Source organism: Streptomyces sp. NPDC013457 (assembly GCF_043089925.1).
Taxonomy (GTDB): Bacteria; Actinomycetota; Actinomycetes; order Streptomycetales; family Streptomycetaceae; genus Streptomyces.
The window spans coordinates 108,425-130,014 of sequence record NZ_JBICBL010000012.1; the positions used below are offsets into that span (position 1 = coordinate 108,425).

General features: G+C 72.5%; 16 protein-coding genes and 1 riboswitch. Of the genes, 12 read left to right on the plus strand and 4 right to left on the minus strand.

All coding sequences use genetic code 11. From position 1 onward, the window contains the following. Positions 1 to 4: 4 nt before the first annotated feature. The 4 genes from ACF1G2_RS29170 to ACF1G2_RS29185 all read left to right on the plus strand — a co-directional run bounded on the left by ACF1G2_RS29170 (position 5) and on the right by ACF1G2_RS29185 (position 4,171). Positions 5 to 1,225 (plus strand): sensor histidine kinase, encoded by a 1,221-nt coding sequence (locus ACF1G2_RS29170; protein WP_391801159.1) that lies wholly within the window; start codon positions 5 to 7, stop codon positions 1,223 to 1,225. Beyond that, positions 1,222 to 1,962, plus strand: a complete 741-nt coding sequence (locus tag ACF1G2_RS29175; RefSeq protein WP_391801160.1) for a response regulator — start codon at positions 1,222 to 1,224, stop codon at positions 1,960 to 1,962. Before ACF1G2_RS29170 ends, ACF1G2_RS29175 begins: the two co-directional genes overlap by 4 nt. Positions 1,963 to 2,060: 98 nt before the next feature. After that, positions 2,061 to 2,576, plus strand: a complete 516-nt coding sequence (locus ACF1G2_RS29180) for a DUF485 domain-containing protein (RefSeq protein WP_391801161.1) — start codon at positions 2,061 to 2,063, stop codon at positions 2,574 to 2,576. Then, a complete protein-coding gene (locus ACF1G2_RS29185) occupies positions 2,573 to 4,171 on the plus strand; it encodes a cation acetate symporter (RefSeq protein WP_391801162.1) in 1,599 nt (532 codons plus the stop codon). The genes ACF1G2_RS29180 and ACF1G2_RS29185 overlap by 4 nt, the downstream gene beginning before the upstream one ends. 62 nt (positions 4,172 to 4,233) lie before the next feature. Here the strand turns inward: ACF1G2_RS29185 and ACF1G2_RS29190 are convergent, their stop codons facing one another. Together ACF1G2_RS29190 and ACF1G2_RS29195 are read right to left on the minus strand one after the other, a co-directional pair. Next, entirely contained in the window at positions 4,234 to 4,917 is a 684-nt protein-coding gene (locus ACF1G2_RS29190) for a response regulator (protein WP_391801163.1), read from the minus strand. Next, positions 4,914 to 6,587, minus strand: coding sequence for an ATP-binding protein (locus ACF1G2_RS29195; protein ID WP_391801164.1), 1,674 nt, complete (start codon positions 6,585 to 6,587; stop codon positions 4,914 to 4,916). Before ACF1G2_RS29195 ends, ACF1G2_RS29190 begins: the two co-directional genes overlap by 4 nt. A 577-nt stretch (positions 6,588 to 7,164) precedes the next feature. Here ACF1G2_RS29195 and ACF1G2_RS29200 point away from each other — a divergent pair. Continuing rightward, entirely contained in the window at positions 7,165 to 8,244 is a 1,080-nt protein-coding gene (locus ACF1G2_RS29200; RefSeq protein ID WP_391801165.1) for a CobW family GTP-binding protein, read from the plus strand. Here ACF1G2_RS29200 and ACF1G2_RS29205 read toward each other — a convergent pair. After that, positions 8,241 to 10,697, minus strand: coding sequence for a DNA topoisomerase (ATP-hydrolyzing) subunit A (locus ACF1G2_RS29205; protein ID WP_391801166.1), 2,457 nt, complete (start codon positions 10,695 to 10,697; stop codon positions 8,241 to 8,243). The genes ACF1G2_RS29200 and ACF1G2_RS29205 overlap by 4 nt on opposite strands. 224 nt (positions 10,698 to 10,921) lie before the next feature. On the opposite strand from ACF1G2_RS29205, the gene ACF1G2_RS29210 reads away from it, so the two are divergent. The 4 genes from ACF1G2_RS29210 to ACF1G2_RS29225 all read left to right on the plus strand — a co-directional run bounded on the left by ACF1G2_RS29210 (position 10,922) and on the right by ACF1G2_RS29225 (position 15,709). Continuing rightward, complete coding sequence (locus ACF1G2_RS29210; protein WP_391801167.1) at positions 10,922 to 12,283, plus strand: M16 family metallopeptidase; 1,362 nt, start codon at positions 10,922 to 10,924, stop codon at positions 12,281 to 12,283. Between the two features lie 26 nt (positions 12,284 to 12,309). Continuing rightward, positions 12,310 to 13,677 carry a M16 family metallopeptidase gene (locus ACF1G2_RS29215; protein ID WP_391801266.1) on the plus strand — a complete coding sequence of 456 codons (1,368 nt, stop codon included), beginning with the start codon at positions 12,310 to 12,312 and terminating at the stop codon, positions 13,675 to 13,677. A 212-nt stretch (positions 13,678 to 13,889) separates the two neighbouring features. Continuing rightward, positions 13,890 to 14,056: riboswitch (cyclic di-AMP (ydaO/yuaA leader) on the plus strand. 12 nt (positions 14,057 to 14,068) lie between these two features. Beyond that, entirely contained in the window at positions 14,069 to 14,854 is a 786-nt protein-coding gene (locus ACF1G2_RS29220) for a M23 family metallopeptidase (protein ID WP_391801168.1), read from the plus strand. A 171-nt stretch (positions 14,855 to 15,025) separates the two neighbouring features. Next, positions 15,026 to 15,709, plus strand: a complete 684-nt coding sequence (locus ACF1G2_RS29225) for a GntR family transcriptional regulator (protein ID WP_391801169.1) — start codon at positions 15,026 to 15,028, stop codon at positions 15,707 to 15,709. A gap of 252 nt (positions 15,710 to 15,961) precedes the next feature. Here ACF1G2_RS29225 and ACF1G2_RS29230 read toward each other — a convergent pair whose 3' ends face one another. Continuing rightward, positions 15,962 to 16,243: an HPr family phosphocarrier protein gene (locus tag ACF1G2_RS29230; protein ID WP_361767649.1), complete on the minus strand. Its 282-nt coding sequence runs from the start codon at positions 16,241 to 16,243 to the stop codon at positions 15,962 to 15,964. 176 nt (positions 16,244 to 16,419) lie between these two features. Between ACF1G2_RS29230 and ACF1G2_RS29235 the strand changes: the two genes are divergently transcribed. The 3 genes from ACF1G2_RS29235 to ACF1G2_RS29245 all read left to right on the plus strand — a co-directional run bounded on the left by ACF1G2_RS29235 (position 16,420) and on the right by ACF1G2_RS29245 (position 21,529). Continuing rightward, the gene (locus ACF1G2_RS29235) at positions 16,420 to 19,674 is read left to right on the plus strand and encodes a GNAT family N-acetyltransferase (RefSeq protein WP_391801170.1); all 3,255 of its coding nucleotides are present in this window, start codon (positions 16,420 to 16,422) and stop codon (positions 19,672 to 19,674) included. A gap of 65 nt (positions 19,675 to 19,739) precedes the next feature. After that, complete coding sequence (locus tag ACF1G2_RS29240) at positions 19,740 to 20,324, plus strand: DUF5998 family protein (RefSeq protein WP_391801171.1); 585 nt, start codon at positions 19,740 to 19,742, stop codon at positions 20,322 to 20,324. Beyond that, a complete protein-coding gene (locus ACF1G2_RS29245) occupies positions 20,324 to 21,529 on the plus strand; it encodes an alkaline phosphatase family protein (RefSeq protein WP_391801172.1) in 1,206 nt (401 codons plus the stop codon). Before ACF1G2_RS29240 ends, ACF1G2_RS29245 begins: the two co-directional genes overlap by 1 nt. Positions 21,530 to 21,590 lie beyond the last annotated feature (61 nt).

Consider the following 21,590-nt stretch of genomic DNA (forward strand, 5'->3'; position numbering starts at 1 on the left):
GGACGTGAAAAGCAACAAGTCGACAGCCCGATGGCTCGCATGGCCCGCGCCGGAAGCGCTGACCCGGGTCGGCGTGCCACGGGGCCGCCTCGTGCTCGACGGACTGCTGCTCGCCGCGATCAGCGGCGGGATCGCGGTCAGCGCCTTTCGGTCGGGCGCCTTCCCCGGCTGGTACGGAGCGCTGGTCCCACCGGGGCTTGTCCTCGCGGCGGCCCTGATCGCCGCCTACCACCGGGCGACCTTCGCCAACCGGCTCGCAGACTCCCTCGGGCTGCTGGCCGCCGTCGCCGGCCTCGGCCTCGCGGCGCATGTCGCCGGAGCCGACGTGGCAGCCACCCTGCTCTGGATCGTCGTCTCCGTGACCGCCATGGAGCGGCTGCCGCTCCTCGTCGCCCTCGTCACCGTGCTCGTCCTCTCGGGGGGATTCGTGGACGCGGACGAGACCGGGGTCCTGGGGGCCGGAGTGACCACCGCCGCCGTACTGCTCACCGGGTACTCCCTCCGCCTGGACGGCGAGGCCCGCAGCGCCGGATTCCGGCTGCTGGCGCAGGAGCGCGCGGCGCGCGAGGCCGAGGCGGCCTCCGCGGCCCTGGCCGAGCGGGCCAGGATCGCCCGCGAGATCCATGACGTCCTGGCGCACAGCCTCTCCGCGCAGATGGTCCACCTGGAGGCGGCCAGGCTGCAGATAGAGGCGGGCGCGGAGCGGGAGACGATCCTGGAGCGGGTGGTGGCCGCCCGCTCGATGGCCCGGGAAGGGCTCGCCGAGACCCGGCAGGCGCTCTCCGCGCTGCGCGGCGACATGGTGCCGGTGGAGGACTATCTGCTGGAGCTGGCGCGCGAGGACAGGGCCGAGGTCAAGGTGATCGGCGCCCGTAGACACCTTCCGGCGGAAGCCTCGCAAGCTGTACGGCGAGTGGCACAGGAAGCCCTCACCAACGTTCGCAAACACGCACCCGGGGCCAGGACACGGTTGCTGCTCACCTACGAGAAGGGGGAGGTCGCCTTGGAGATACGGGATTCGGGGGCACCACTCGCCCCTGACAGGCCCGGGGCGACGCCTGGCGCGGTCGGTGTGTCCGGCGCGGCCCAGGCGGCGGGGCTCGGCGCCTCCGGCTCGGGATACGGGCTGCTCGGCATGCGGGAGCGCGCCGAACTGCTGGGCGGGACGCTGGACGCGGGGCCCGAAGGCAGCGGCTTCGCGGTACGGCTGCGGGTGCCGGCATGAGCGCCCCTGAGGACCGGTACGGCGACCGCAAGGTGGCGCGGGTGATCGTGGCCGACGACCAGTCCATGGTGAGGGAGGGCATCGTGCTCGTCCTAGGGCTGCTGCCCGGCATCGAGGTCGTCGGGGCCGCGAGGGACGGCGAGGAGGCCGTCGCCCTGACCGCCGAACTCGCGCCTGATGTGGTGCTGATGGACCTTCGGATGCCTCGCTGTGACGGCGTGGAGGCGACCCGGCGGATTCGCGCCGAACACCCGGGCACCGAAATCGTCGTCCTCACCACGTACGCCGACGACGACTCGCTCTTCCCGGCGCTCCGGGCAGGAGCGCGCGGTTATCTCACCAAGGACGCCGGAGGGGAGGAGATCGTACGGGCCGTGCACGATGTGCTCGACGGGCGGGCCGGACTCGCGCCCTCTGTCCAACGGCGCCTCCTGGAACAGCTGATGACCCAGCCCGAGAGAGGAGGACGGCCTTCCCGTGACCTGTCCAGCGGCTCACGGCGGCAGGCGGATCCGCTGCCCGACGGGCTCACCGACCGCGAGGCCGAGGTGCTCACCTTGGTCGCGGACGGCCTCTCCAACCAGGAGATCGGCGCCCGATTGAGCATCTCCACCGCCACCGTGAAGACCCACATCAACAATCTCTTCGCCAAAGCGGGCGTGCGCGACAGGGCGCAGGCGGTCCGGTACGCATATCAGCACGGGCTCGGCGCACCACCTGGGAGAACCATCACCTGATGGGGTGAAGTAAGGAGGGAGAAGAGTCCGGGATCTTCCCGCTCTGTCCATCCTTGGGCACGCGGCCGAAACGGTTCGCTGACAAGGAGAGTTCAGCGGTGGAGAAGGACGAAGAGCCCGGCGCCCCCGCGGTGCGGATCGACGACCCCTGGTACGACGCGCTCGCCTCCGGCTGGGGCGAGTCGGCCGACACGGAGACGCCCGGCGCCGAGGCAGAACATGGCGCGGCGCCGACGGGGGCCGTACCGCGCCAGCAGCAGGGCCGCCACGCGGCCGCCGACATCTACCTGGAGGTCCAGCGCAGCCCCGCCTTCCAGGAAGTACGCAGCCGCTACCGGCGGTTCGTGATCCCGGCGGCCCTCGCCTTCCTCATCTGGTACCTCGCCTATGTCGTGGCGGCGACGGCGGCTCCAGGACTCATGGCCCGGCCCGTTCTCGGGATGGTGAACGTCGCGATGCTCGCCGGGCTCGGGCAGTTCCTCACCACCTTCCTGCTGACCTGGGCCTACGCCCGGCATGCCCGGCTGCGGCGTGACCGCGCCGCCTTGGAGCTGCGCTGGACGGTGTTCGACGAGACGCGGGCACAGGAGACGGCACGGGGAGGCCGAGGGTGAACGGCGACCACCAGACACTCGCGCTGCTGCTGTTCAGCGCGTTCATCGCGGTGACGCTCGGGATCACCACCTGGGTGAGCCGCAACCGGCGCGGTTCGGCGGAGGAGTTCTACGCAGGCGGCAGGCTCTTCTCCCCACTGGAGAACGGTTTCGCCATCGCCGGCGACTACATGTCCGCCGCCTCCTTCCTCGGCATCTCCGGACTGATCGCCCTCTTCGGCTACGACGGCATGCTGTACTCCGTCGGATTCCTCGTCGCCTGGCTGGTGGTGCTGCTTCTCGTCGCCGAACTGGTCCGGAACTGCGGCCGGTTCACCCTCGCCGACGTCGTCGTGGCCCGGATGGCCGAGCGTCCCGTCCGGATCGCCGCCGGCACCTCCTCCGTCACGGTCTCCGTGCTCTATCTCGTCGCCCAGATGGTCGGCGCAGGGAGTCTGGTCGCCCTGCTCCTCGGGGGCACCAGCGAAGCCGCCCGTTCCTGGACCGTGATCGGCGTCGGCGCCCTGATGGTGATCTACGTGTCGCTCGGCGGGATGCGGGCCACCACCTGGATCCAGATCGTCAAGGCGGTCCTGCTGATGGCCGGCACGATCACCCTCACCGTGCTCGTCCTGCTCCGCTTCCACGGGGACTTCAACCACCTGCTCGCCACGGCCGCCGAACGCAGCGGCCACGGACGGGACTTCCTCGCCCCCGGCCTGCGCTACGGCGGGGAGTGGACCGCACGGCTCGACTTCATCAGCCTCGGTGTCGCCCTCGTACTCGGCACCGCGGGCCTCCCGCACATCCTGTCCCGGTTCTACACGGTGCCGACCGCGCGGGCCGCCCGCCGTTCCGTCGTCTGGGCGATCGGGCTCATCGGCGGCTTCTACCTGATGACGATCGTGCTCGGCTTCGGCGCGGCCGCGATCATCGGCCCCGACGCCGTCCGCGCCTCCAACGCGGCCGGGAACACCGCCGTACCGCTGCTCGCTCTCGATCTCGGCGGGGGTGCGGGCTCGACCGGAGGCACGGTGCTCTTCGCGATCGTCGCCGCCGTCGCCTTCGCGACCATCCTGGCCGTCGTCGCCGGCATCACCCTCGCCTCCTCCGCCTCCGTCGCCCACGATCTGTACGCCTCACTGCGCCGCCGGGGGAGGCGCGCGAAGCCGTACAGCGAGGTGACCGTGGCGCGGCTCGCCGCGGCCGGGATCGGCGTGGCGGCGATCGGACTCGGCCTGCTCGCCCGCGACCTCAACGTGGCGTTCCTGGTCGGTCTCGCCTTCGCGGTCGCCGCGTCGGCCAACCTTCCCGTACTGCTGTACTCGCTGTTCTGGCGGAACTTCACCACACGGGGCGCCGTGTGGTCGGTGTACGGGGGGCTTGTCCCGGCGGTACTGCTCGTCGTGCTCTCACCCGTCGTCTCCGGGAGCCCCGACGCGCTTTTCCCCGGCGTCGACTTCCAGGTGTTCCCGCTCCAGAACCCGGGGGTGGTCTCCATCCCGCTCGGCTTCCTGGCCGGCTGGATCGGGACCGTCACCTCCTCGGAGCCGCCCGACGTGGCCAGGCACGCGGAGACGGAGGTCAGGGCGCTGACCGGCGCCGGGGCGGTGTGAACCGGTGGTGTGAACAGCAGTGTGAACCGGTGGTCCGAACGGGCGCTACGGACGCTACGGGGTCAGCCGGTGGACTTCGCCCAGACGTACCGGTGCTCGGGGCGGCCCGTCTCGCCGTACTTCAGCGAGAGCCGCACCCGGCCGGTCCGTTCGAGCAGCTTGAGATAGCGCTGGGCGGTCTGCCGGCTGACACCCGCCCGCTCGGCGATCTCCTGCGCCGACAGGCCTCCATCGGCGGCGAGCAGCACCTGCCGTACCAGCTCGGCGGTGGTGGGGGAGTGCCCCTTGGGAAGGTCGGGCTCCACTGCGCCCGCCGAGAGGGCGCCGAAGATGCGGTCGACCTCGGCCTGTTCCGCCTCGCCGCCGCCGTCGAGGGTGTCGCGCAGCGCCGCGTACGCCTCCAGTTTGGCGCGCAGTCCGGCGAAGGCGAAGGGCTTGACCAGGTACTGCAGTGCGCCGTGGCGCATCGCCGCCTGCACGGTCGCCACATCGCGCGCGGCGGTCACCATGATCACGTCGGTCTGGTGGCCCAGACGCCGCAGTTCCCGTACGACGGCGAGGCCGTTCTCGTCCGGCAGGTAGTGGTCGAGCAGGATCAGGTCGACGGGCATCTCGGCGAGGCGGGCGAGCGCCTCGGCCGTCGAGTGGGCGGTGGCGACGACCTGGAAGCCGGGCACCTTCGTCACGTAGGCAGCGTTGATCTGCGCGACGCGGCGGTCGTCGTCGACGACCAGGACGTCGATCACTTCGGCTCCTCGAGCGTGGAAGCCACGAGCGGGGACGAGGGCTCCGGCTCGTTCAGCGCCTCGGGGAGGACGACCGTGAACTCGGCGCCACCGTCCGGGCCCGTGTCCACCCGGGCACTGCCGCCCTGACGTTCGGCGAGCCGGCGGACGAGAGCGAGCCCCAGGCCCCGCTTGCCGTGGGAGGGCAGTTCCTTGGTGGTCCACCCTTCGGTGAAGATGAGTTCGCGCCGGTCGTACGGGACGCCGGGGCCGCTGTCGGTGACGCACAGGACGGCGGTGCGGCCCTCGGCCCGCAGGGCGATCTCGACGCGTGCGTCGGCGGTGCCCGAGGCGGCGTCCAGGGCGTTGTCGACGAGGTTGCCGACGACCGTGACCAGCTCGCGCGGGTCGACCAGCCGGTCGGGGAGCAGCGAGTCGGCCGAGATCCGCAGGGAGACGCCCCGTTCGGCGGCGACCGTGGCCTTGCCGACCAGAAGGGCGGCGAGCAGCGGGTCGTGGATCTTCTCGGTGACCTGCTCGGCGGTGGCACGGTGGACTCCGACGACCTCGGTGACGAACTCCACCGCCTCGTCGTGCAGCTCCAGCTCCAGCAGGCCCAGGAGGGTGTGCAGCCTGTTGGCGTGCTCATGGTCCTGGGCGCGGAGGGCGTCGATCAGGCCACGGGTGGAGTCGAGCTCGCGGCCGAGCCGCTCCAGCTCGGTGCGGTCGCGCAAGGTGGCGACGGCGCCGCCGTCGTCCGTCGGCATCCGGTTGGCGATCAGCACGCGGTGGCCCCGGACGGTCACCAGGTCCTCGCCCGTGACTCGGCCGGCCAGCACATCGGCCGTACGGCCGGAGCCGAGCGCCTCCTCCAGCGGGCTTCCGGTGGCCTCGGGGCCGATGCCGAGGAGACGCTGGGCCTCGTCGTTCATGAGCCGGATGCGGCCTGCGTGGTCGAGCGCCACGACGCCCTCGCGGATGCCGTGGAGCATGGCCTCGCGTTCGGCGAGGAGCGCGGAGATGTCCGAGAACGCGAGGTCGTGGGTCTGCCGCTGAAGCCTGCGGGAGATCAGGTACGCGGCCAGGGCGCCGGCCGCCAGGGCGCCGCCGGCGTACGCGAGGAGCCCCGGGATCGCCCCGAGGAGCCGGTCGTGGACGCTGTCGTACTCGATGCCGACGGACACCGCGCCGACGATGGTCCCGTCCGCGTCGCGCAGGGGCGCCTTGCCGCGCGCGGAGCGGCCGAGTGTGCCGCTGTCGATCTCCATGACCTCCTGCCCCGAGAGGGCGGCGCTGGGGTCCGTGGAGACGATCCTGCCGATCTGAGCGGGGTCGGTGTGGGACCAGCGCACCCCTCGGGTGTCCATGACGACCACGTACTCGGCGCCGGTGGCCTGCCGGATCCGCTCGGCCTCGACCTGCACGGGGCCGACGGGGGAGGGGCCGGAGGCGCGCAGTGAGGCGGCGACCTCGGGCGAGGCGGTGGTCTCGGCGATGGCGAGGGCGCGGCGCATGGCCTGGTCGTCGAGCTGGTCGCTGAGCGGTGCGAGGAAGAGGCCGGTGGCCAGCACCGTGACGCCGGAAGCGATGGCCAGCTGCATGAGGAGGACCTGCGCGAAGACCCGCCGCGGCCAGCCGAACCGCCGACGGCGCGGGGTGGGGCGCGCGGGGGTGGTCGGTGCGGGGCTCATGGCAGGAACGGTACGGGGAGGGGGCGGGGACCGGAAATGTGCGGGGGCGCGGGGCGGTGGGGCGATGGGTGGTGCGGGCCCGTGGGGGTGCGGCCCGTGGGCGGGTAAGGGGTGCGGTCGGCCTTCGGCCGGGCTGGGGTTCCCAACCCGCACCCACCCGTGCGGGTGGGAGGGCAGGGGTGCGGGTCGTCCCGTGGGCGGTGGATCGATGTCGGCGGCTGCGGGCGGTCAGGGGCGTAGAGCGGCGGGGTGGGTGCGGCCGTGGGCGGGTAAGGGGTGCGGTCGGCCTTCGGCCGGGCCGGGGTCCAACCCGCACCCACCCGTGTGAGTGGGAGGGCAGGGGTGCGGGTCGCCCTGTGGGACGTCGTCCGCCGTGGGCGGCTGCGGGCGGTCGGGCGAAGGGCGGCGGGGCGGGTGCGGGCCGTTGGTGCGAGTGGGAGGGCAGAGGTGCGGGTCGCCCCGTGGGCGGTGATCGACGTCGGCGGCTGGCCGGGGGCGCGGCGGCTCTGTGTCGCGGGTCCGTGCTGGGCTCGGGCTACTCTGGGGGCTTTGTGGGTTGTGGGTCGGAGGGGTTCCCTTGGGTAGGCAGCAGATTCCCGTCGTCGTCCTTTCCGGGTTCCTCGGGTCGGGGAAGACCACGCTGCTCAACCATCTCCTGCGCAGCGCCCGCGGGACCCGGATCGGGGTCATGGTCAACGACTTCGGGGACATCGGGATCGACGCCATGACCGTCGCCGGGCAGGTCGGTTCCACCGTCTCGCTCGGCAACGGGTGCCTGTGCTGTGCCGTCGACGTGAGCGAGCTGGACGAGTACCTCGAGGTCCTCACCCGGCCCGAGATGCGCCTCGACGTGATCGTCGTCGAGGCCAGCGGGCTGGCCGAGCCCCAGGAGCTCGTCCGGATGGTGCTCGCCAGCGACAACGAGCGGATCGTGTACGGCGGGCTCGTGCAGGTCGTCGACGCGGCCGAGTTCACGCGGACGCGGGCCCGGCACCCCGAGACCGACCGGCATCTCGCTCTCGCCGACCTGGTGGTCGTCAACAAGGCCGACCGCGTGGGGGAGCGGGAGCTGGACGCCGTCCACGAGGCCGTCACGCGGCTCGCGGGGCCCGCCGCCGTGGTCCGCGCCGCCCACGGACGCGTCGACCCCGAGCTCCTCTTCGAGCGGGTCGTCCCGGAAGGGGAGATCGAGGGCCAGATGTCGATCGAGGACCTGCTGTACGGCGACCCCGACGACGCGCACGACCACCCGCACGCCTCCTACGAGACCCTCTCCCTGGCCTCCGGCACGGCGCTGCACCCCCGCAGGCTCATGACGTTCCTGGACTCCCGGCCCGAGGGGCTCTACCGCATCAAGGGATGGGTGGACTTCGGCGACGCCGACCCCGACAACCGCTACGGCGTGCACGCCGTCGGCAGGTTCCTGCGCTTCTACCCCGAGCCCTGGCCGGCCGGCGAGGAGCGGCTCACCCAGCTCGTCCTGATCGGCTCGGGCATCGACGGCGACGCGCTCCGCAAGGAGCTCGTCGCCTGCCAGGTGAACGGCCCGCAGGACGCCCCCGACGAACACAGCATGTGGGGCGTCCTGCGGTACGTACAGGAGATCGACCAGGGGTCCGGTGGCGAGACCGGTCCGGAGACCGGTCCCGCGCTCTAGCTCGCCGGGCCCGCCACCACCGTGACCGGCTTCGGCAGCGGGGTGCCCGAGCCGTCGCGGCGCGGGTCGGCCTCGGGCAGCTCCACCGGCGTGCCGTTCGCCTGCGCGGCGTGCGCCGGGGTGGCGCCCGCCCAGGCCAGGATCAGCGCGTCCTCGCCCTTCAGGAACCGCTGGCAGCGCACACCGCCGGTCGCACGCCCCTTGCGGGGGTACTGGTCGAACGGCGTCAGCTTCGCCGACGTGGCCGCCGAACCGTCCAGCGTGCCCGTGGAGCCCGCGACGGTGAACACCACCGCGTCCGCCGCCGGGTCCACCGCGGTGAACGAGAGCACCTCGGCGCCCTCGGCGAGCTTGATGCCCGCCATACCGCCCGCCGGGCGGCCCTGGGGCCGTACCTGCGAGGCCTGGTAGCGCAGCAGCTGGGCGTCGGAGGTGATGAAGACCAGATCCTCCTCGCCCGTCCGCAGCTCGGTCGCCCCGACGATCCGGTCACCCTCCTTGAGGGTGATGACCTCCAGCTCGTCCTTGTTCGCCGGGTAGTCCGGCACGACGCGCTTCACCACGCCCTGGAGCGTGCCGAGCGCAAGGCCCGGGGAGGCCTCGTCGAGCGTGGTCAGGCAGACGACCGTCTCGTCGTCCTCCAGGGTGAGGAACTCCGCCAGCGGCGCCCCGCCCGCCAGGTTCGGCGCGGCGGCCGTGTTCGGCAGCTGGGGCAGGTCGATCACCGCGATCCGCAGCAGGCGTCCGGCGGAGGTCACCGCGCCGACGTCGCCGCGCTGTGTCGCCGGGACCACGGAGACGATCGCGTCGTGCTTGGCGCGCTTGCCGTCCGTGGCGGCCGGGATCTCCTCCGTCGCCGTACGGGCCAGCAGCCCCGTCGAGGACAGCAGCACGCGGCAGGGGTCGTCCGCGACCTCCAGGGACGTCGCGGCGATCGGCGCGCCCGCCGACTCCAGCAGGACCGTACGCCGGTCGGTGCCGAACTTCTTCGCCACCGCGGCCAGTTCGCCCGAGACCAGCTTGCGCAGCTCGCTGTCGGAGTCCAGGATCCCGGTCAGCTCGTCGATCTCGCCGTTGAGGCGGTCGCGCTCGGTCTCCAGCTCGATCCGGTCGAACTTGGTGAGCCGGCGCAGCGGGGTGTCGAGGATGTACTGCGTCTGGACCTCGCTCAGCGAGAAGTGCTCGACGAGGCGCTCCTTGGCCTGCGCCGAGTTCTCGCTGGAGCGGATGAGACGGATGACCTCGTCGATGTCGAGCAGGGCGACGAGCAGGCCCTCGACCAGGTGCAGCCGGTCGCGCTTCTTGCCCCGGCGGAACTCGGAGCGCCGGCGCACCACGTCGAAGCGGTGGTCGAGATAGACCTCCAGGAGCTCCTTGAGGCCCAGTGTGAGCGGCTGGCCGTCGACCAGCGCCACGTTGTTGATACCGAAGGACTCCTCCATCGGCGTCAGCTTGTAGAGCTGCTCCAGGACCGCCTCGGGCACGAAGCCGTTCTTGACCTCGATCACCAGGCGCAGACCGTGGTTGCGGTCGGTGAGGTCCTTGACGTCCGCGATGCCCTGCAGCTTCTTGGAGCCGACCAGGTCCTTGATCTTGGAGATGACCTTCTCGGGGCCGACCGTGAAGGGCAGCTCGGTGACGACGATGCCCTTGCGGCGGGCCGTCACGGTCTCCACCGTCGCCGTGGCGCGGATCTTGAACGTGCCGCGGCCGTTCTCGTACGCGTCCTTGATGCCCGACAGACCGACGATCCGGCCGCCGGTGGGCAGGTCGGGCCCGGGGACGAAGCGCATGAGCGCCTCGAGGTCCGCGTTCGGGTACCGGATCAGGTGCCGGGCGGCGGCGATGACCTCGCCCAGGTTGTGCGGGGGCATGTTGGTCGCCATGCCGACCGCGATGCCGGACGCGCCGTTGACCAGCAGGTTCGGATACGCGGCGGGGAGCGTGACCGGCTCCCGCTCCTGGCCGTCGTAGTTCGGCGAGAAGTCGACGGTGTCCTCGTCGATCGACTCCGTCATCATGAGCGCCGCGGCGGCCATCTTCGACTCGGTGTACCGCATGGCGGCCGGCGGGTCGTCGTTGCCCAGCGAGCCGAAGTTGCCGTGGCCGTCGACCAGCGGGAGGCGCATGGAGAACGGCTGGGCCATGCGCACCATCGCGTCGTAGATCGACGCGTCGCCGTGCGGGTGCAGCTTGCCCATGACCTCGCCGACGACGCGGGCGCACTTCACGTAGCCGCGGTCGGGGCGCAGGCCCATCTCGTTCATCTGGTACACGATGCGGCGCTGGACGGGCTTCATGCCGTCGCGGGCGTCCGGCAGCGCGCGGGAGTAGATCACCGAGTACGCGTACTCGAGGAAGGAGCCCTGCATCTCGTCGACGACGTCGATGTCGAGGATCCTCTCCTCGAACGCGTCGTCCGGCGGCGGTGTCTTCGTGCTGCGGCGGGCCATCGCGGCTGCGGCTCCTTCACCAACAAGGTTGATCTGACGCGGACCATTGTGGACCGTCCCACCGACAACGCCGACCGCGACCCGGGTACGGGCCGCCGTCAGGGGTGCGCGACGCCCCCGCGACCCGGAAGAGGGACGCCGGGAACCTGCGGGAACTTCGCCAGGTGCCGGTGCGCTTGCATAGGGTGGCAGGACTTTTCCATATCGCGATCGAAGGGACGTACATGCCCATGGGTCACACGGCCACGGCAGAGGCCGGCTCCGGCGGCCTGACAGCGACCGAGCACCGGCTGGCCAACGGCCTGCGCGTGGTGCTCTCCGAGGACCACCTGACCCCGGTCGCCGCGGTGTGCCTCTGGTACGACGTCGGTTCCCGCCACGAGGTCGCGGGCCGCACCGGCCTCGCCCACCTCTTCGAGCACCTGATGTTCCAGGGCTCGAAGCAGGTCCACGGCAACGGCCACTTCGAGCTGGTGCAGGGTGCGGGCGGCTCGCTCAACGGCACGACGAGCTTCGAGCGCACCAACTACTTCGAGACCATGCCCACGCACCAGCTGGAGCTCGCGCTCTGGCTGGAGGCGGACCGCATGGGCTCGCTGCTCGCCGCCCTGGACGACGAGTCCATGGAGAACCAGCGGGACGTCGTCAAGAACGAGCGCCGCCAGCGGTACGACAACGTGCCCTACGGCACGGCCTTCGAGAAGCTCACCGCGCTGGCCTACCCCGAGGGCCACCCCTACCACCACACGCCGATCGGCTCCATGGCCGACCTGGACGCGGCGACGCTGGAGGACGCGCGGGCCTTCTTCCGCACGTACTACGCGCCGAACAACGCGGTCCTCTCGGTCGTCGGCGACATCGACCCGGCGCAGACCCTGGCCTGGATCGAGAAGTACTTCGGTTCCATCCCGTCCCACGACGGCAAGCTGCCCCCGCGCGACGGCACGCTGCCCGACGTCCTCGGGGAGCAGCTGCGCGAGGTCGTCGAGGAGGAGGTCCCGGCCCGCGCGCTGATGGCCGCCTACCGGCTTCCGCACGACGGCACGCGCGAGTGCGACGCCGCGGACCTCGCCCTGACCGTCCTCGGCGGCGGCGAGTCGTCCCGGCTCCACAACCGCCTGGTCCGGCGCGACCGTACGGCCGTGGCCGCAGGCTTCGGTCTCCTCCGCCTGGCCGGCGCGCCCTCGCTCGGCTGGCTGGACGTCAAGACGTCCGGCGGGGTCGAGGTGCCCCAGATCGAGGCCGCCGTCGACGAGGAGCTGGCCCGGTTCGCCGCCGAGGGCCCGACGCCCGAGGAGATGGAGCGCGCGCAGGCCCAGTTGGAGCGCGAGTGGCTGGACCGGCTCGGCACGGTCGCGGGCCGCGCCGACGAACTCTGCCGCTACGCGGTCCTGTTCGGCGACCCGCAGCTCGCCCTGACCGCCGTCAACCGGGTCCTCGACGTCACCGCCGAGGAGGTGCGGGCCGCCGCCGCGGCCCGGCTGCGCCCGGACAACCGCGCGGTGCTGGTCTACGAGCCGCTCGGCACCGAACAGAACGACGCCGAGCCGGCCGACAGCGACGAGGAAGAGGGAGCGGACCAGTGACCGACGCCGCCGCGTCTTTGACGAACATGACGTTCCACCCGCAGCCGGAGCCGGGCACCGCCCGGCCCTGGGCCTTCCCGGCCCCGGACCGCGGAGCGCTGGACAACGGCCTGACGGTGCTGCGCTGCCACCGCCCCGGCCAGCAGGTCGTCGCCGTCGAGATCTTCCTCGACGCACCGCTGGAGGCCGAGCCCGCCGGCCTCGACGGTGTCGCCACGATCATGGCCCGCGCCCTCTCCGAGGGCACGGACCAGCACACCGCCGAGGAGTTCGCCGCCGAGCTGGAGCGCTGCGGCGCCACGCTCGACGCGCACGCCGACCACCCGGGTGTACGGGTCTCCCTGGAGGTCCCCGTCTCCCGGCTGCCCAAGGCGCTCGGGCTGCTCTCCGAGGCCCTGATCGCGCCGGCGTTCCTCGAGACCGAGGTCGAGCGCCTGGTGCGCAACCGGCTCGACGAGATCCCGCACGAGGCGGCCAACCCGGCCCGCCGGGCGGCCAAGCAGCTCTCCAAGGAGCTCTTCCCGGCCGACTCGCGCATGTCCCGGCCGCGCCAGGGCACCGAGGAGACGGTGGAGCCGATCGACGCCGCCGCCGTCCGTGCCTTCTTCGACGCGCACGTCCGGCCGTCCACGGCCACGGCCGTCGTCGTCGGCGACCTGACCGACGTGGACCTGGACAAGGTGCTCGCCGAGTCGCTCGGCGCCTGGACGGGCAACACCGCCGAGCCCCGCCCGGTCCCGCCGATCACGGCCGACGACACCGGCCGTGTGGTCATCGTCGACCGCCCGGGTGCCGTCCAGACCCAGCTGCTGATCGGCCGTGTCGGCGCCGACCGGCACGACCGCGTCTGGCCGGCCCAGGTACTCGGCACGTACTGCCTCGGTGGCACGCTCACCTCCCGCCTGGACCGTGTCCTGCGCGAGGAGAAGGGCTACACCTACGGTGTCCGTGCCTTCGGCCAGGTGCTGCGCTCCGACGGCAAGGGCAACGGCGCCTCGATGCTCGCCATCAGCGGCTCCGTCGACACCCCCAACACCGGTCCGGCACTTGACGACCTGTGGAAGGTGCTGCGCACTCTCGCCGCGGAAGGCCTGACGGACGCCGAGCGCGATGTGGCCGTGCAGAACCTGGTGGGTGTGGCGCCGCTCAAGTACGAGACCGCCGCCTCGGTCGCCGCGACCCTCGCCGACCAGGTCGAGCAGCACCTTCCGGACGATTTCCAGGCGCAGTTGTACGCGCGTCTCGCCGAGACCGGCACGGTGGAGGCGACGGCGGCGGTCGTCAACGCCTTCCCCGTGGACCGTCTCGTCACCGTGCTCGTGGGTGACGCGTCGGAGATCGAGGAGCCCGTACGCGCCCTCGGCATCGGCGAAGTGACCGTCGTCACCGGCTGATCGAGTCGCCGCGCCGCCGCGTCCGGCGGCACCGGAGGGCCCCGACGTCACGGTACGCCGGGGTCCTCCTCTTTGTCCGTATTGCTGCGGAGGGTGACTGTATGCCCTGTGGCATGTCTTACAAACAGCCGTGTCTGTTTGGTGATTGAAAGACGGTCCGCTTAGCGTCGGTCCGGCTGTTCGCCAGTTGCACCCGCCGCACCCGCGGCACCGGACAGTCATCGCCGAGTCCCCGTCAGGCGCGAGCCTGGGGAGCCGGGGACCCACACGAAGTCCCTGGGGTGAATCGGACGCCTTCGCACCCGTGCGGAGGGGCCCGTAGGAGACCTTCCTGCTCCGAACCCGTCAGCTAACCCGGTAGGCGAGAAGGAAGGAAAGGAACAGCCCCTACATGGCGTTCACCCGTGCCACCGGGAAGCATCGTGGTCCGAGTCGTCTGTCGCGCCGCACCGCCGGCATCGCCGGCGTCGCGACCCTCGCCACCACCGGCGTCATCGGAACCCTCGCCTCCCCGGCACTCGCCGTCGACGCGGACGCTGCCCCCTCGGTCGAGGACACCGGGCTGACCCAGATCATCGCCGCCGACTCGCTCGCCGACACCATCGACGCCCAGGCCGCCGCCCAGGAGCGCGAGGCCGCCGAGGCCGAGGCGAAGCGCCAGGCGGAGGCCCGTGCCAGGGCCGAGGCGAAGCGCAAGGCCGAGGCCCGCGCCAAGGAGATCCGCGAGGCCAAGGAGCGCGCCGCCCGTGAGGCCGAGCGCAAGCGCCTGAACTCCTTCCAGCTCCCCGTGGCCGGCTCGTACGTCAGCACCGGCTACAAGACCGGCGGTGCGCTCTGGTCCTCCGGCAGCCACTCCGGCGTCGACTTCCACGCCGCCTCCGGCACCAAGGTCGTCTCCGTCGGCTCCGGCACCGTCGTCGAGGCGGGCTGGGGCGGTGCGTACGGGAACAACGTCGTCATCCGGATGAACGACGGCACGTACACCCAGTACGGTCACCTCTCGGCCATCAGTGTCGGGGTCGGTCAGTCCGTCACCCCGGGCCAGCAGATAGGCATCTCCGGCTCGACCGGCAACTCCACGGGGCCGCACCTCCACTTCGAGGCCCGCACCACCGCCGAGTACGGCTCCGACATCAACCCGATCGCGTACCTCCGCGCGCGCGGTGTGAACGTCTGACCGGTCGAGGTCTTTCCCGGCTTCTCAGAAAAGCCCCGGCTCGTACCGAGCCGGGGCTTTTCGCTGACCGAAAACATATCCATGGATCCTTGAGAGCCGTCGGAAACAAAGCCCTGCTGCAATAGAGTCGCCGGAGAACCGGTTTCGCGCGGATCAAGGCGGAGGTCGAACATGCGCATTCCCGCGCACTCTGTATGCACGGCGATCCGGGACGACATCGTCACCGGGGTCTTCGAGCGCGGCAGCCGGCTGACGGAGGAGCAGCTCGCCCGCCGTTACGGAGTCTCCCGCGTCCCCGTCCGGGAGGCGCTGCGCACCCTGGAGTCCGAGGGCTTCGTGATCACCCGCCGCCACGCGGGCGCCCAGGTCGCCGAGCCCACCGAGCAGGAGGCGGCGGACCTGCTGGACGTACGGTCCCTGCTGGAGCCGCTGGGGGCCGCGCGCGCCGCGCAGCGCCGCACCGAGGCGCACCTCAAGGTGCTGCGGGGCCTGGTCAGGCTGGGGCAGGAGCGGGCCAGGCGGGGTCAGGCGGAGGACCTGCGCCCGCTCGGCGGCTGGTTCCACGAGACGCTGGCCCAGGCCTCGGGCAGCCCGGCGCTCAGCGCCCTGCTCACCCAGCTGCGGCACAAGATCGACTGGATGTACGCCATCGAGCTCCCGTCCCAGCCGGCCGAGGCGTGGGCCGAGCACGGGGCGATCGTGGACGCGGTGGCGCGCGGCGACGCGGAGCGGGCCCGGGTGCTGACCGCGACGCACACCGAGCGGTCACTGGTGCTGCACCGGCTGAAGGGCCCGGAGCACGGGCGCGTGAGGGTTTCGCAACATGTCGTAAACACCGCGAGCGTCCGGAATTAACGAGCGAGCCGTATACAAAGAGCACTGAATTTCGCGGGCCGGTTCTTTCCTGCCCGGAATGGTGCTCGTCCGGATCGGCGTCCGCCTGGATTGACGTCCGCCCGGAATGGCGCTCGGGAATGCGCAGTGCGCGACGCGCCGTGCACAATTCGCTGTCCGTGATGCGCCGCCGGGAATGTGCCCGCGGAATCGGGGGGACGAAAAAGCCGCGCCGCCGGTGTTCCGGCGTGCGCGGCTTCTTCGGAGATCGGGTCAGACGGTCTCGGGAAGCTCCTCGAGCCCCTCGGCAACCAGCTTCGCCAGGCGGTCGAGCGCGACCTCGGCGCCCTCGGCGTCCGAAGCGAGAACGATCTCCTCGCCGCCCTGCGCGCCCAGACCGAGCACCGCGAGCATCGACGCGGCGTTGACCGGGTTGCCGTCGGCCTTCGCGATCGTCACGGGGACGCCGGAGGCCGTGGCGGCACGGACGAAGATGGAGGCGGGGCGGGCGTGCAGGCCCTCGGCCCAGCCGACGTTGACGCGGCGCTCAGCCATGGTGTTGCCCTTCAAGTCTCAAGCGGGTTGTCTAGACCAGTCTCTCACGGGCCGCGGGGTGGTCGTGGCCGACCTCCGGCCCCCGCGCGAGGGCCGATCGGTCCTCCTTACCTTGCATGGCGCACAGGTGCCGCGCGACCGGTGCCCGTGTCGGACCCCGGCCGTAGGCTTGCCCCATGCAGAGCGCGTCGGAACAGCCGGGCCGGCCGGGGGAGCCGGTACAGGCAGTGCAGTCGCCACAGGCGGCGGAGGCGACACAGCCGGAGCACGCCTATCCCGACCACTGGGAAGCGGACGTGGTCCTCCGCGACGGCGGCACGGCGCGCATCAGGCCCATCACGGCCGACGACGCCGAACGGCTGGTCAGCTTCTACGAGCAGGTCTCCGACGAGTCGAAGTACTACCGCTTCTTCGCGCCGTACCCACGGCTCTCCGCCAAGGACGTGCACCGCTTCACCCACCACGACTTCGTCGACCGGGTGGGGCTCGCGGCGACGGTCGGCGGGGAGTTCATCGCCACCGTGCGGTACGACCGGATCGACGACCGCGGCATGCCCGCCTCCGCACCGGCCGACGAGGCCGAGGTCGCCTTCCTGGTCCAGGACGCGCACCAGGGGCGGGGCGTGGCGTCCGCACTGCTCGAACACATCGCGGCGGTGGCGCGCGAGCGCGACATCCGGCGGTTCGCGGCGGAGGTGCTGCCTGCGAACACCAAGATGATCAAGGTCTTCACCGACGCGGGGTACACCCAGAAGCGGAGCTTCGAGGACGGCTCGGTACGGCTCCACCTCGACCTGGAGCCCACGGACCGCTCGCTCGCCGTGCAGCGCGCGCGGGAGCAGCGGGCCGAGGCGCGTTCCGTGCAGCGGCTCCTCACACCCGGCTCGGTCGCCGTCGTCGGCGCCGGACGCACACCGGGCGGCGTGGGCCGGGCGGTCCTGCGCATCCTCCTCGACGGCGGGTTCGGCGGACGGACGTACGCCGTGAACGGCGCGCTCCCCGTGGAGACCGCCACGCTCGACGGAGTACCGGCCTTCCGCTCCGTCGGGGACATCGGCGAACCGGTGGACCTCGCGATCGTGGCCGTTCCCGCCGAGCGCGTGCCGGAGGCGGTCGCGGACTGCGGGGAGCACGGGGTGCGGGGGCTCGTCGTGCTCTCGGCGGGCTACGCGGAGACGGGCACGGCCGAGGGCCGGGACCGGCAGCGGGAGCTGGTGCGGCAGGCCCGCTCGTACGGGATGCGGATCATCGGGCCGAACGCGTTCGGGATCATCAACACCTCGGCCGGTGTCCGGCTGAACGCCTCGCTCGCGCCGCAGGCGCCGGCCGCCGGACGCATCGGGCTCTTCACCCAGTCCGGCGCGATCGGTATCGCGCTCCTCGCCGGGCTGCACCGGCACGGCGCGGGCATCTCCTCCTTCATCTCGGCGGGCAACCGGGCCGACGTCTCCGGCAACGACTTCCTCCAGCACTGGTACGACGACCCGGAGACGGACGTCGTTCTGCTGTACCTGGAGTCCATCGGGAACCCCCGGAAGTTCACCCGGCTCGCCCGGCGCACGGCGGCGGTCAAACCGGTCGTGGTGGTCAAGGGCGCGCGGCACAGCGGGAGCGCGCCGCCGGGGCACCGGGTGCCGGTCACCCGGATCCCGCACGCCACGGTCGCGGCGCTGCTCCGGCAGGCCGGGGTCATCCGCGTCGACACGGTCACCGAACTCGTCGACGCGGGGCTGCTCCTGGCGGGCCAGCCGCTGCCCGCCGGGCCGCGCGTGGCGATCCTCGGCAACTCCGAGTCACTCGGGCTGCTGACGTACGACGCCTGTCTGACGGAGGGGCTCCGTCCGCACCGCCCGCTGGACCTGACGACGGGCGCGAGCCCCGCGGACTTCCGCGCCGCGCTGGCGGCGGCGCTCGCGGACGACGCCTGCGACGCGGTCGTCGTGACCGCGATCCCCTGGGTCGGCGAGAACGGGGCGGTCGAGTCAGGCGACGGCGAGGTCCTCGCGGCGTACCTCCGCGAGGCGGTCGCCTCCGCTCCGTCCCCGGCGAAGCCGGTGGTGGTGGTCCACGTGGAGATGGGCGGCCTGGCGGAGGCGCTCTCGGCGGCGACGAGCACCCGCCCGCCCACCCGGGCCCGCCGACTTCCCGAGCCCACGGGCCCAGGCGGCGCCCATACCGCGGCCGCGTCCGCGGGCCGGGGCGGCGGCGCCCCCACGGCCGCCGTGCCCGTACGCCCCGACACCACCGCGCCCGGGGGCCCGGGCGCCGGTCCGACCTCCACCGACCCTGCGACCGGCGGACCGACGCCACCGCCCAGCGCCGCGCCCCCGGCCGGCGACACCGCGCCGCCGCGCCGATCGCCGGACGGCCCCCCGGCGCCCAGCGTCGGCGGGTCCGGCGCCGCCGGCGACCCGCGCACCGGCGGTGCCGGGGCTGCCGGGGCCCTCGCCTCCGGCTCGGGCGGTCCTGGCGCCGCCGCAGCCCACCCCCGCACCGGCGGCGCCGTCCCCCGCGACGCCGCCGAGGGTTCGGCCGCCGCAGACGGTGCCGGGCCCCTCGGCGGGGGGATTCCCGCCTACCCCGCCGCCGAGCGGGCCGTGCGGGCGTTGGCCGAGGCCGTGCGGTACGGGCAGTGGCGGCGACAGGCGGCCGAGCCCGGGCGGGTGCCCGAGTTCGAGGACATCGACGAGGGCGGGGCCGCCGCGCAGATCGAGCGCGTACTCGGGGAGGACACGGACACCCGGGGCGCCACGCTCGACGCCGACGCGGCGCGCGAGCTGCTCGGGCGGTACGGGATCGACGTGCTCCCCACCCTCCCCGCGCCCACCCCCGACGACGCCGTCCTCGCCGCCGCCCGGCTCGGATACCCGGTCGCCCTCAAGACGACCGCCCCCCACCTGCGCCACCGTCCCGACCTCGGGGGCGTACGGCTCGACCTGGCGGGCGAGGAACAACTCCGTACCGCCTACGCCGAACTGACCGAGGCGCTCGGCAAGCCCGCCGAGCTCCAGCCGGTCGTCCAGGCCATGGTTCCCCGCGGTGTCGACACCGTCGTCCGCTCGGCCATCGACCCCGCCGTCGGTGCCGTGCTCTCCTTCGGACTCGCCGGAGCCGCCTCCGAGCTGCTCGGGGACATGTCCCACCGCCTCGTCCCCGCCACCGACCGCGACGCCGCCGAACTCGTCCGCTCCATCCGCACCGCCCCGCTCCTCTTCGGCTGGCGCGGCTCCGCCCCCGTCGACACACCCGCCCTGGAGGAACTGCTGCTGCGCGTCTCCCGGCTCGTCGACGACCACCCCGAAGTGGTCGCGATCACGCTGGAGCCCGTGGTCGTCGCCCCGCACGGCCTCTCCGCGCTCGGCGCGACGGTCCGGCTGGCCCCGCCCCCGCCCCGCACGGACCTGGGTCCCCGCAGCCTTCCGAGCTACTGAAACCCGCCTCAACCCGGCCCCGGAGCGTCCCGGAGTGCCCCTTCCGACGGATTAGGATGGAGTCCATGGCGAAGACCGGTACGACGACCCAAGGGCTGCGCGCGGCGATCGAGCGCAGCGGCTACTACCCGGCCCTCGTGGCCGAGGCGGTGGAGGCCGCCGTCGGTGGCGAGGCGATCGCGTCGTACGTGGTGCACCAGGAGACCACGTTCGACTCCAACGAGGTCCGTCGTCATGTCACGGTCCTCGTCCTGACGGCCAACCGTTTCATCGTCAGCCACACCGACGAGCAGGCCGCCGACAACAGCTCCCCGACGCCGTACGCCACGACGTCCACCGAGTCGGTCAAGCTCGACCGGATCTCCTCCGTCGTCGTCAGCCGCGTCGTCGCCAACCCCGAGTCCTACACGCCCGGCACCCTGCCCCGTGAGGTCGTCCTCACCATCGGCTGGGGCGCCGTCTCGCGGATCGACCTGGAGCCCGCCGCCTGCGGCGACCCCAACTGCGACGCCGACCACGGCTACACCGGCAACGCCACCGCCGACGACCTCAGCCTGCGCGTCAGCGACGCCGGAGACGGCCCGGACACCGTGCGCCAGACCCTCGCCTTCGCCCAGTCGCTCTCCGAAGCCACCGCGGCGACCCGCTGATGGTCCAGCCCACCGCCGTCACCCCCGGCTGGTCGGACGAACCCGTCCCGCTCGACCCCGCCACGGCACCCGTCCCCGAGTACGGCAAGGGCTCGCTCGCCGACGTCCTCCCGACGCTCGTCGCCGGCCAGGGCGTCCCCGGCTTCGAGGCCCGGATCTCCGAGCTGTCGCCCGCCGACCGGAACTGCGTCTTCCTGATCGACGGACTCGGCTGGGAGCAGATCAAGGCCCACCCGGACGAGGCTCCGTACCTCACCTCGCTCCTCGGCACCTCGCGCGGCGGTACGGGCCGTCCGGTCACCGCCGGTTTCCCGGCCACCACGGCGACCTCGCTCGCCTCGGTGGGCACCGGCCTCGTCCCCGGCGCGCACGGACTGCCCGGCTACACCGTCCGCAACCCCGACACGGGCGAGCTGATGAACCAGCTCCGCTGGAAGCCGTGGACCTCGCCGCAGGTCTGGCAGCCGTACCCCACCGTCTTCCGGCTCGCGCACGAGGCGGGCATCCACACCGCCCAGGTCTCCTCGCCGATCTTCCAGGACACTCCGCTCACCAAGATCGCGTTGAGTGGCGGAACGTTCCACGGCCGGCTCTCCGGCGAGGAGCGGATGGACTTCGCCGCGGAGCAGCTCGCCGGCGGCGACCGCTCCCTGGTCTACACGTACTACAGCGAACTCGACGGGGCCGGACACCGCTTCGGCATCGACTCCGACGCCTGGCGCGGGCAGCTGATGTTCGTCGACCGGCTCGTGCAGCGGCTCGCCGAGCAGCTGCCGCCCCACTCGGCCCTGTATGTGACGGCCGACCACGGCATGGTGGACATCCCCTTCGACGACCGGCACCGGATCGACTTCGACGAGGACTGGGAGCTGCGCGCCGGGGTCGCCCTGCTCGGCGGCGAGGGCCGTGCCCGCCATGTCTACGCGGTGCCGGGTGCCGAGGCCGATGTGCTGACGTGCTGGCGGGAGGTGCTCGGCGAGCAGTTCTGGGTGGCGAGCCGCGACGAGGCCATCGCGCTCGGCTGGTTCGGCGACGCGGTCGACGAGCGCGTGTACGGCAGGATCGGCGACGTGGTCGCCGCGGCCCATGACGATGTCATCATCACCGCGTCCGTCAACGAGCCCCACGAGTCGGCGATGGTCGGCGTGCACGGTTCGATGACGCCGGCGGAGCAGCTGGTGCCGCTCGTAGAAGTCCGTTCCTGACTCCGCAGCCCGTACCGCCGTCACTCCGTCACCCCGCGACTCCGTCCCCCTCACCCACGCC

Excerpts from the sequence above, each read along its gene's own strand:
- ACF1G2_RS29245 (WP_391801172.1), top strand. The coding sequence starts at position 20,324 with ATGGTCCAGCCCACCGCCGTCACCCCCGGCTGGTCGGACGAACCCGTC.
- ACF1G2_RS29220 (WP_391801168.1), top strand. The coding sequence starts at position 14,069 with ATGGCGTTCACCCGTGCCACCGGGAAGCATCGTGGTCCGAGTCGTCTG.
- ACF1G2_RS29210 (WP_391801167.1), top strand. The coding sequence starts at position 10,922 with ATGCCCATGGGTCACACGGCCACGGCAGAGGCCGGCTCCGGCGGCCTG.
- ACF1G2_RS29230 (WP_361767649.1), bottom strand. The coding sequence starts at position 16,243 with ATGGCTGAGCGCCGCGTCAACGTCGGCTGGGCCGAGGGCCTGCACGCC.
- ACF1G2_RS29235 (WP_391801170.1), top strand. The coding sequence starts at position 16,420 with ATGCAGAGCGCGTCGGAACAGCCGGGCCGGCCGGGGGAGCCGGTACAG.
- ACF1G2_RS29215 (WP_391801266.1), top strand. The coding sequence starts at position 12,310 with ATGACGTTCCACCCGCAGCCGGAGCCGGGCACCGCCCGGCCCTGGGCC.
- ACF1G2_RS29195 (WP_391801164.1), bottom strand. The coding sequence starts at position 6,587 with ATGAGCCCCGCACCGACCACCCCCGCGCGCCCCACCCCGCGCCGTCGG.
- ACF1G2_RS29175 (WP_391801160.1), top strand. The coding sequence starts at position 1,222 with ATGAGCGCCCCTGAGGACCGGTACGGCGACCGCAAGGTGGCGCGGGTG.
- ACF1G2_RS29240 (WP_391801171.1), top strand. The coding sequence starts at position 19,740 with ATGGCGAAGACCGGTACGACGACCCAAGGGCTGCGCGCGGCGATCGAG.
- ACF1G2_RS29225 (WP_391801169.1), top strand. The coding sequence starts at position 15,026 with ATGCGCATTCCCGCGCACTCTGTATGCACGGCGATCCGGGACGACATC.
- ACF1G2_RS29205 (WP_391801166.1), bottom strand. The coding sequence starts at position 10,697 with ATGGCCCGCCGCAGCACGAAGACACCGCCGCCGGACGACGCGTTCGAG.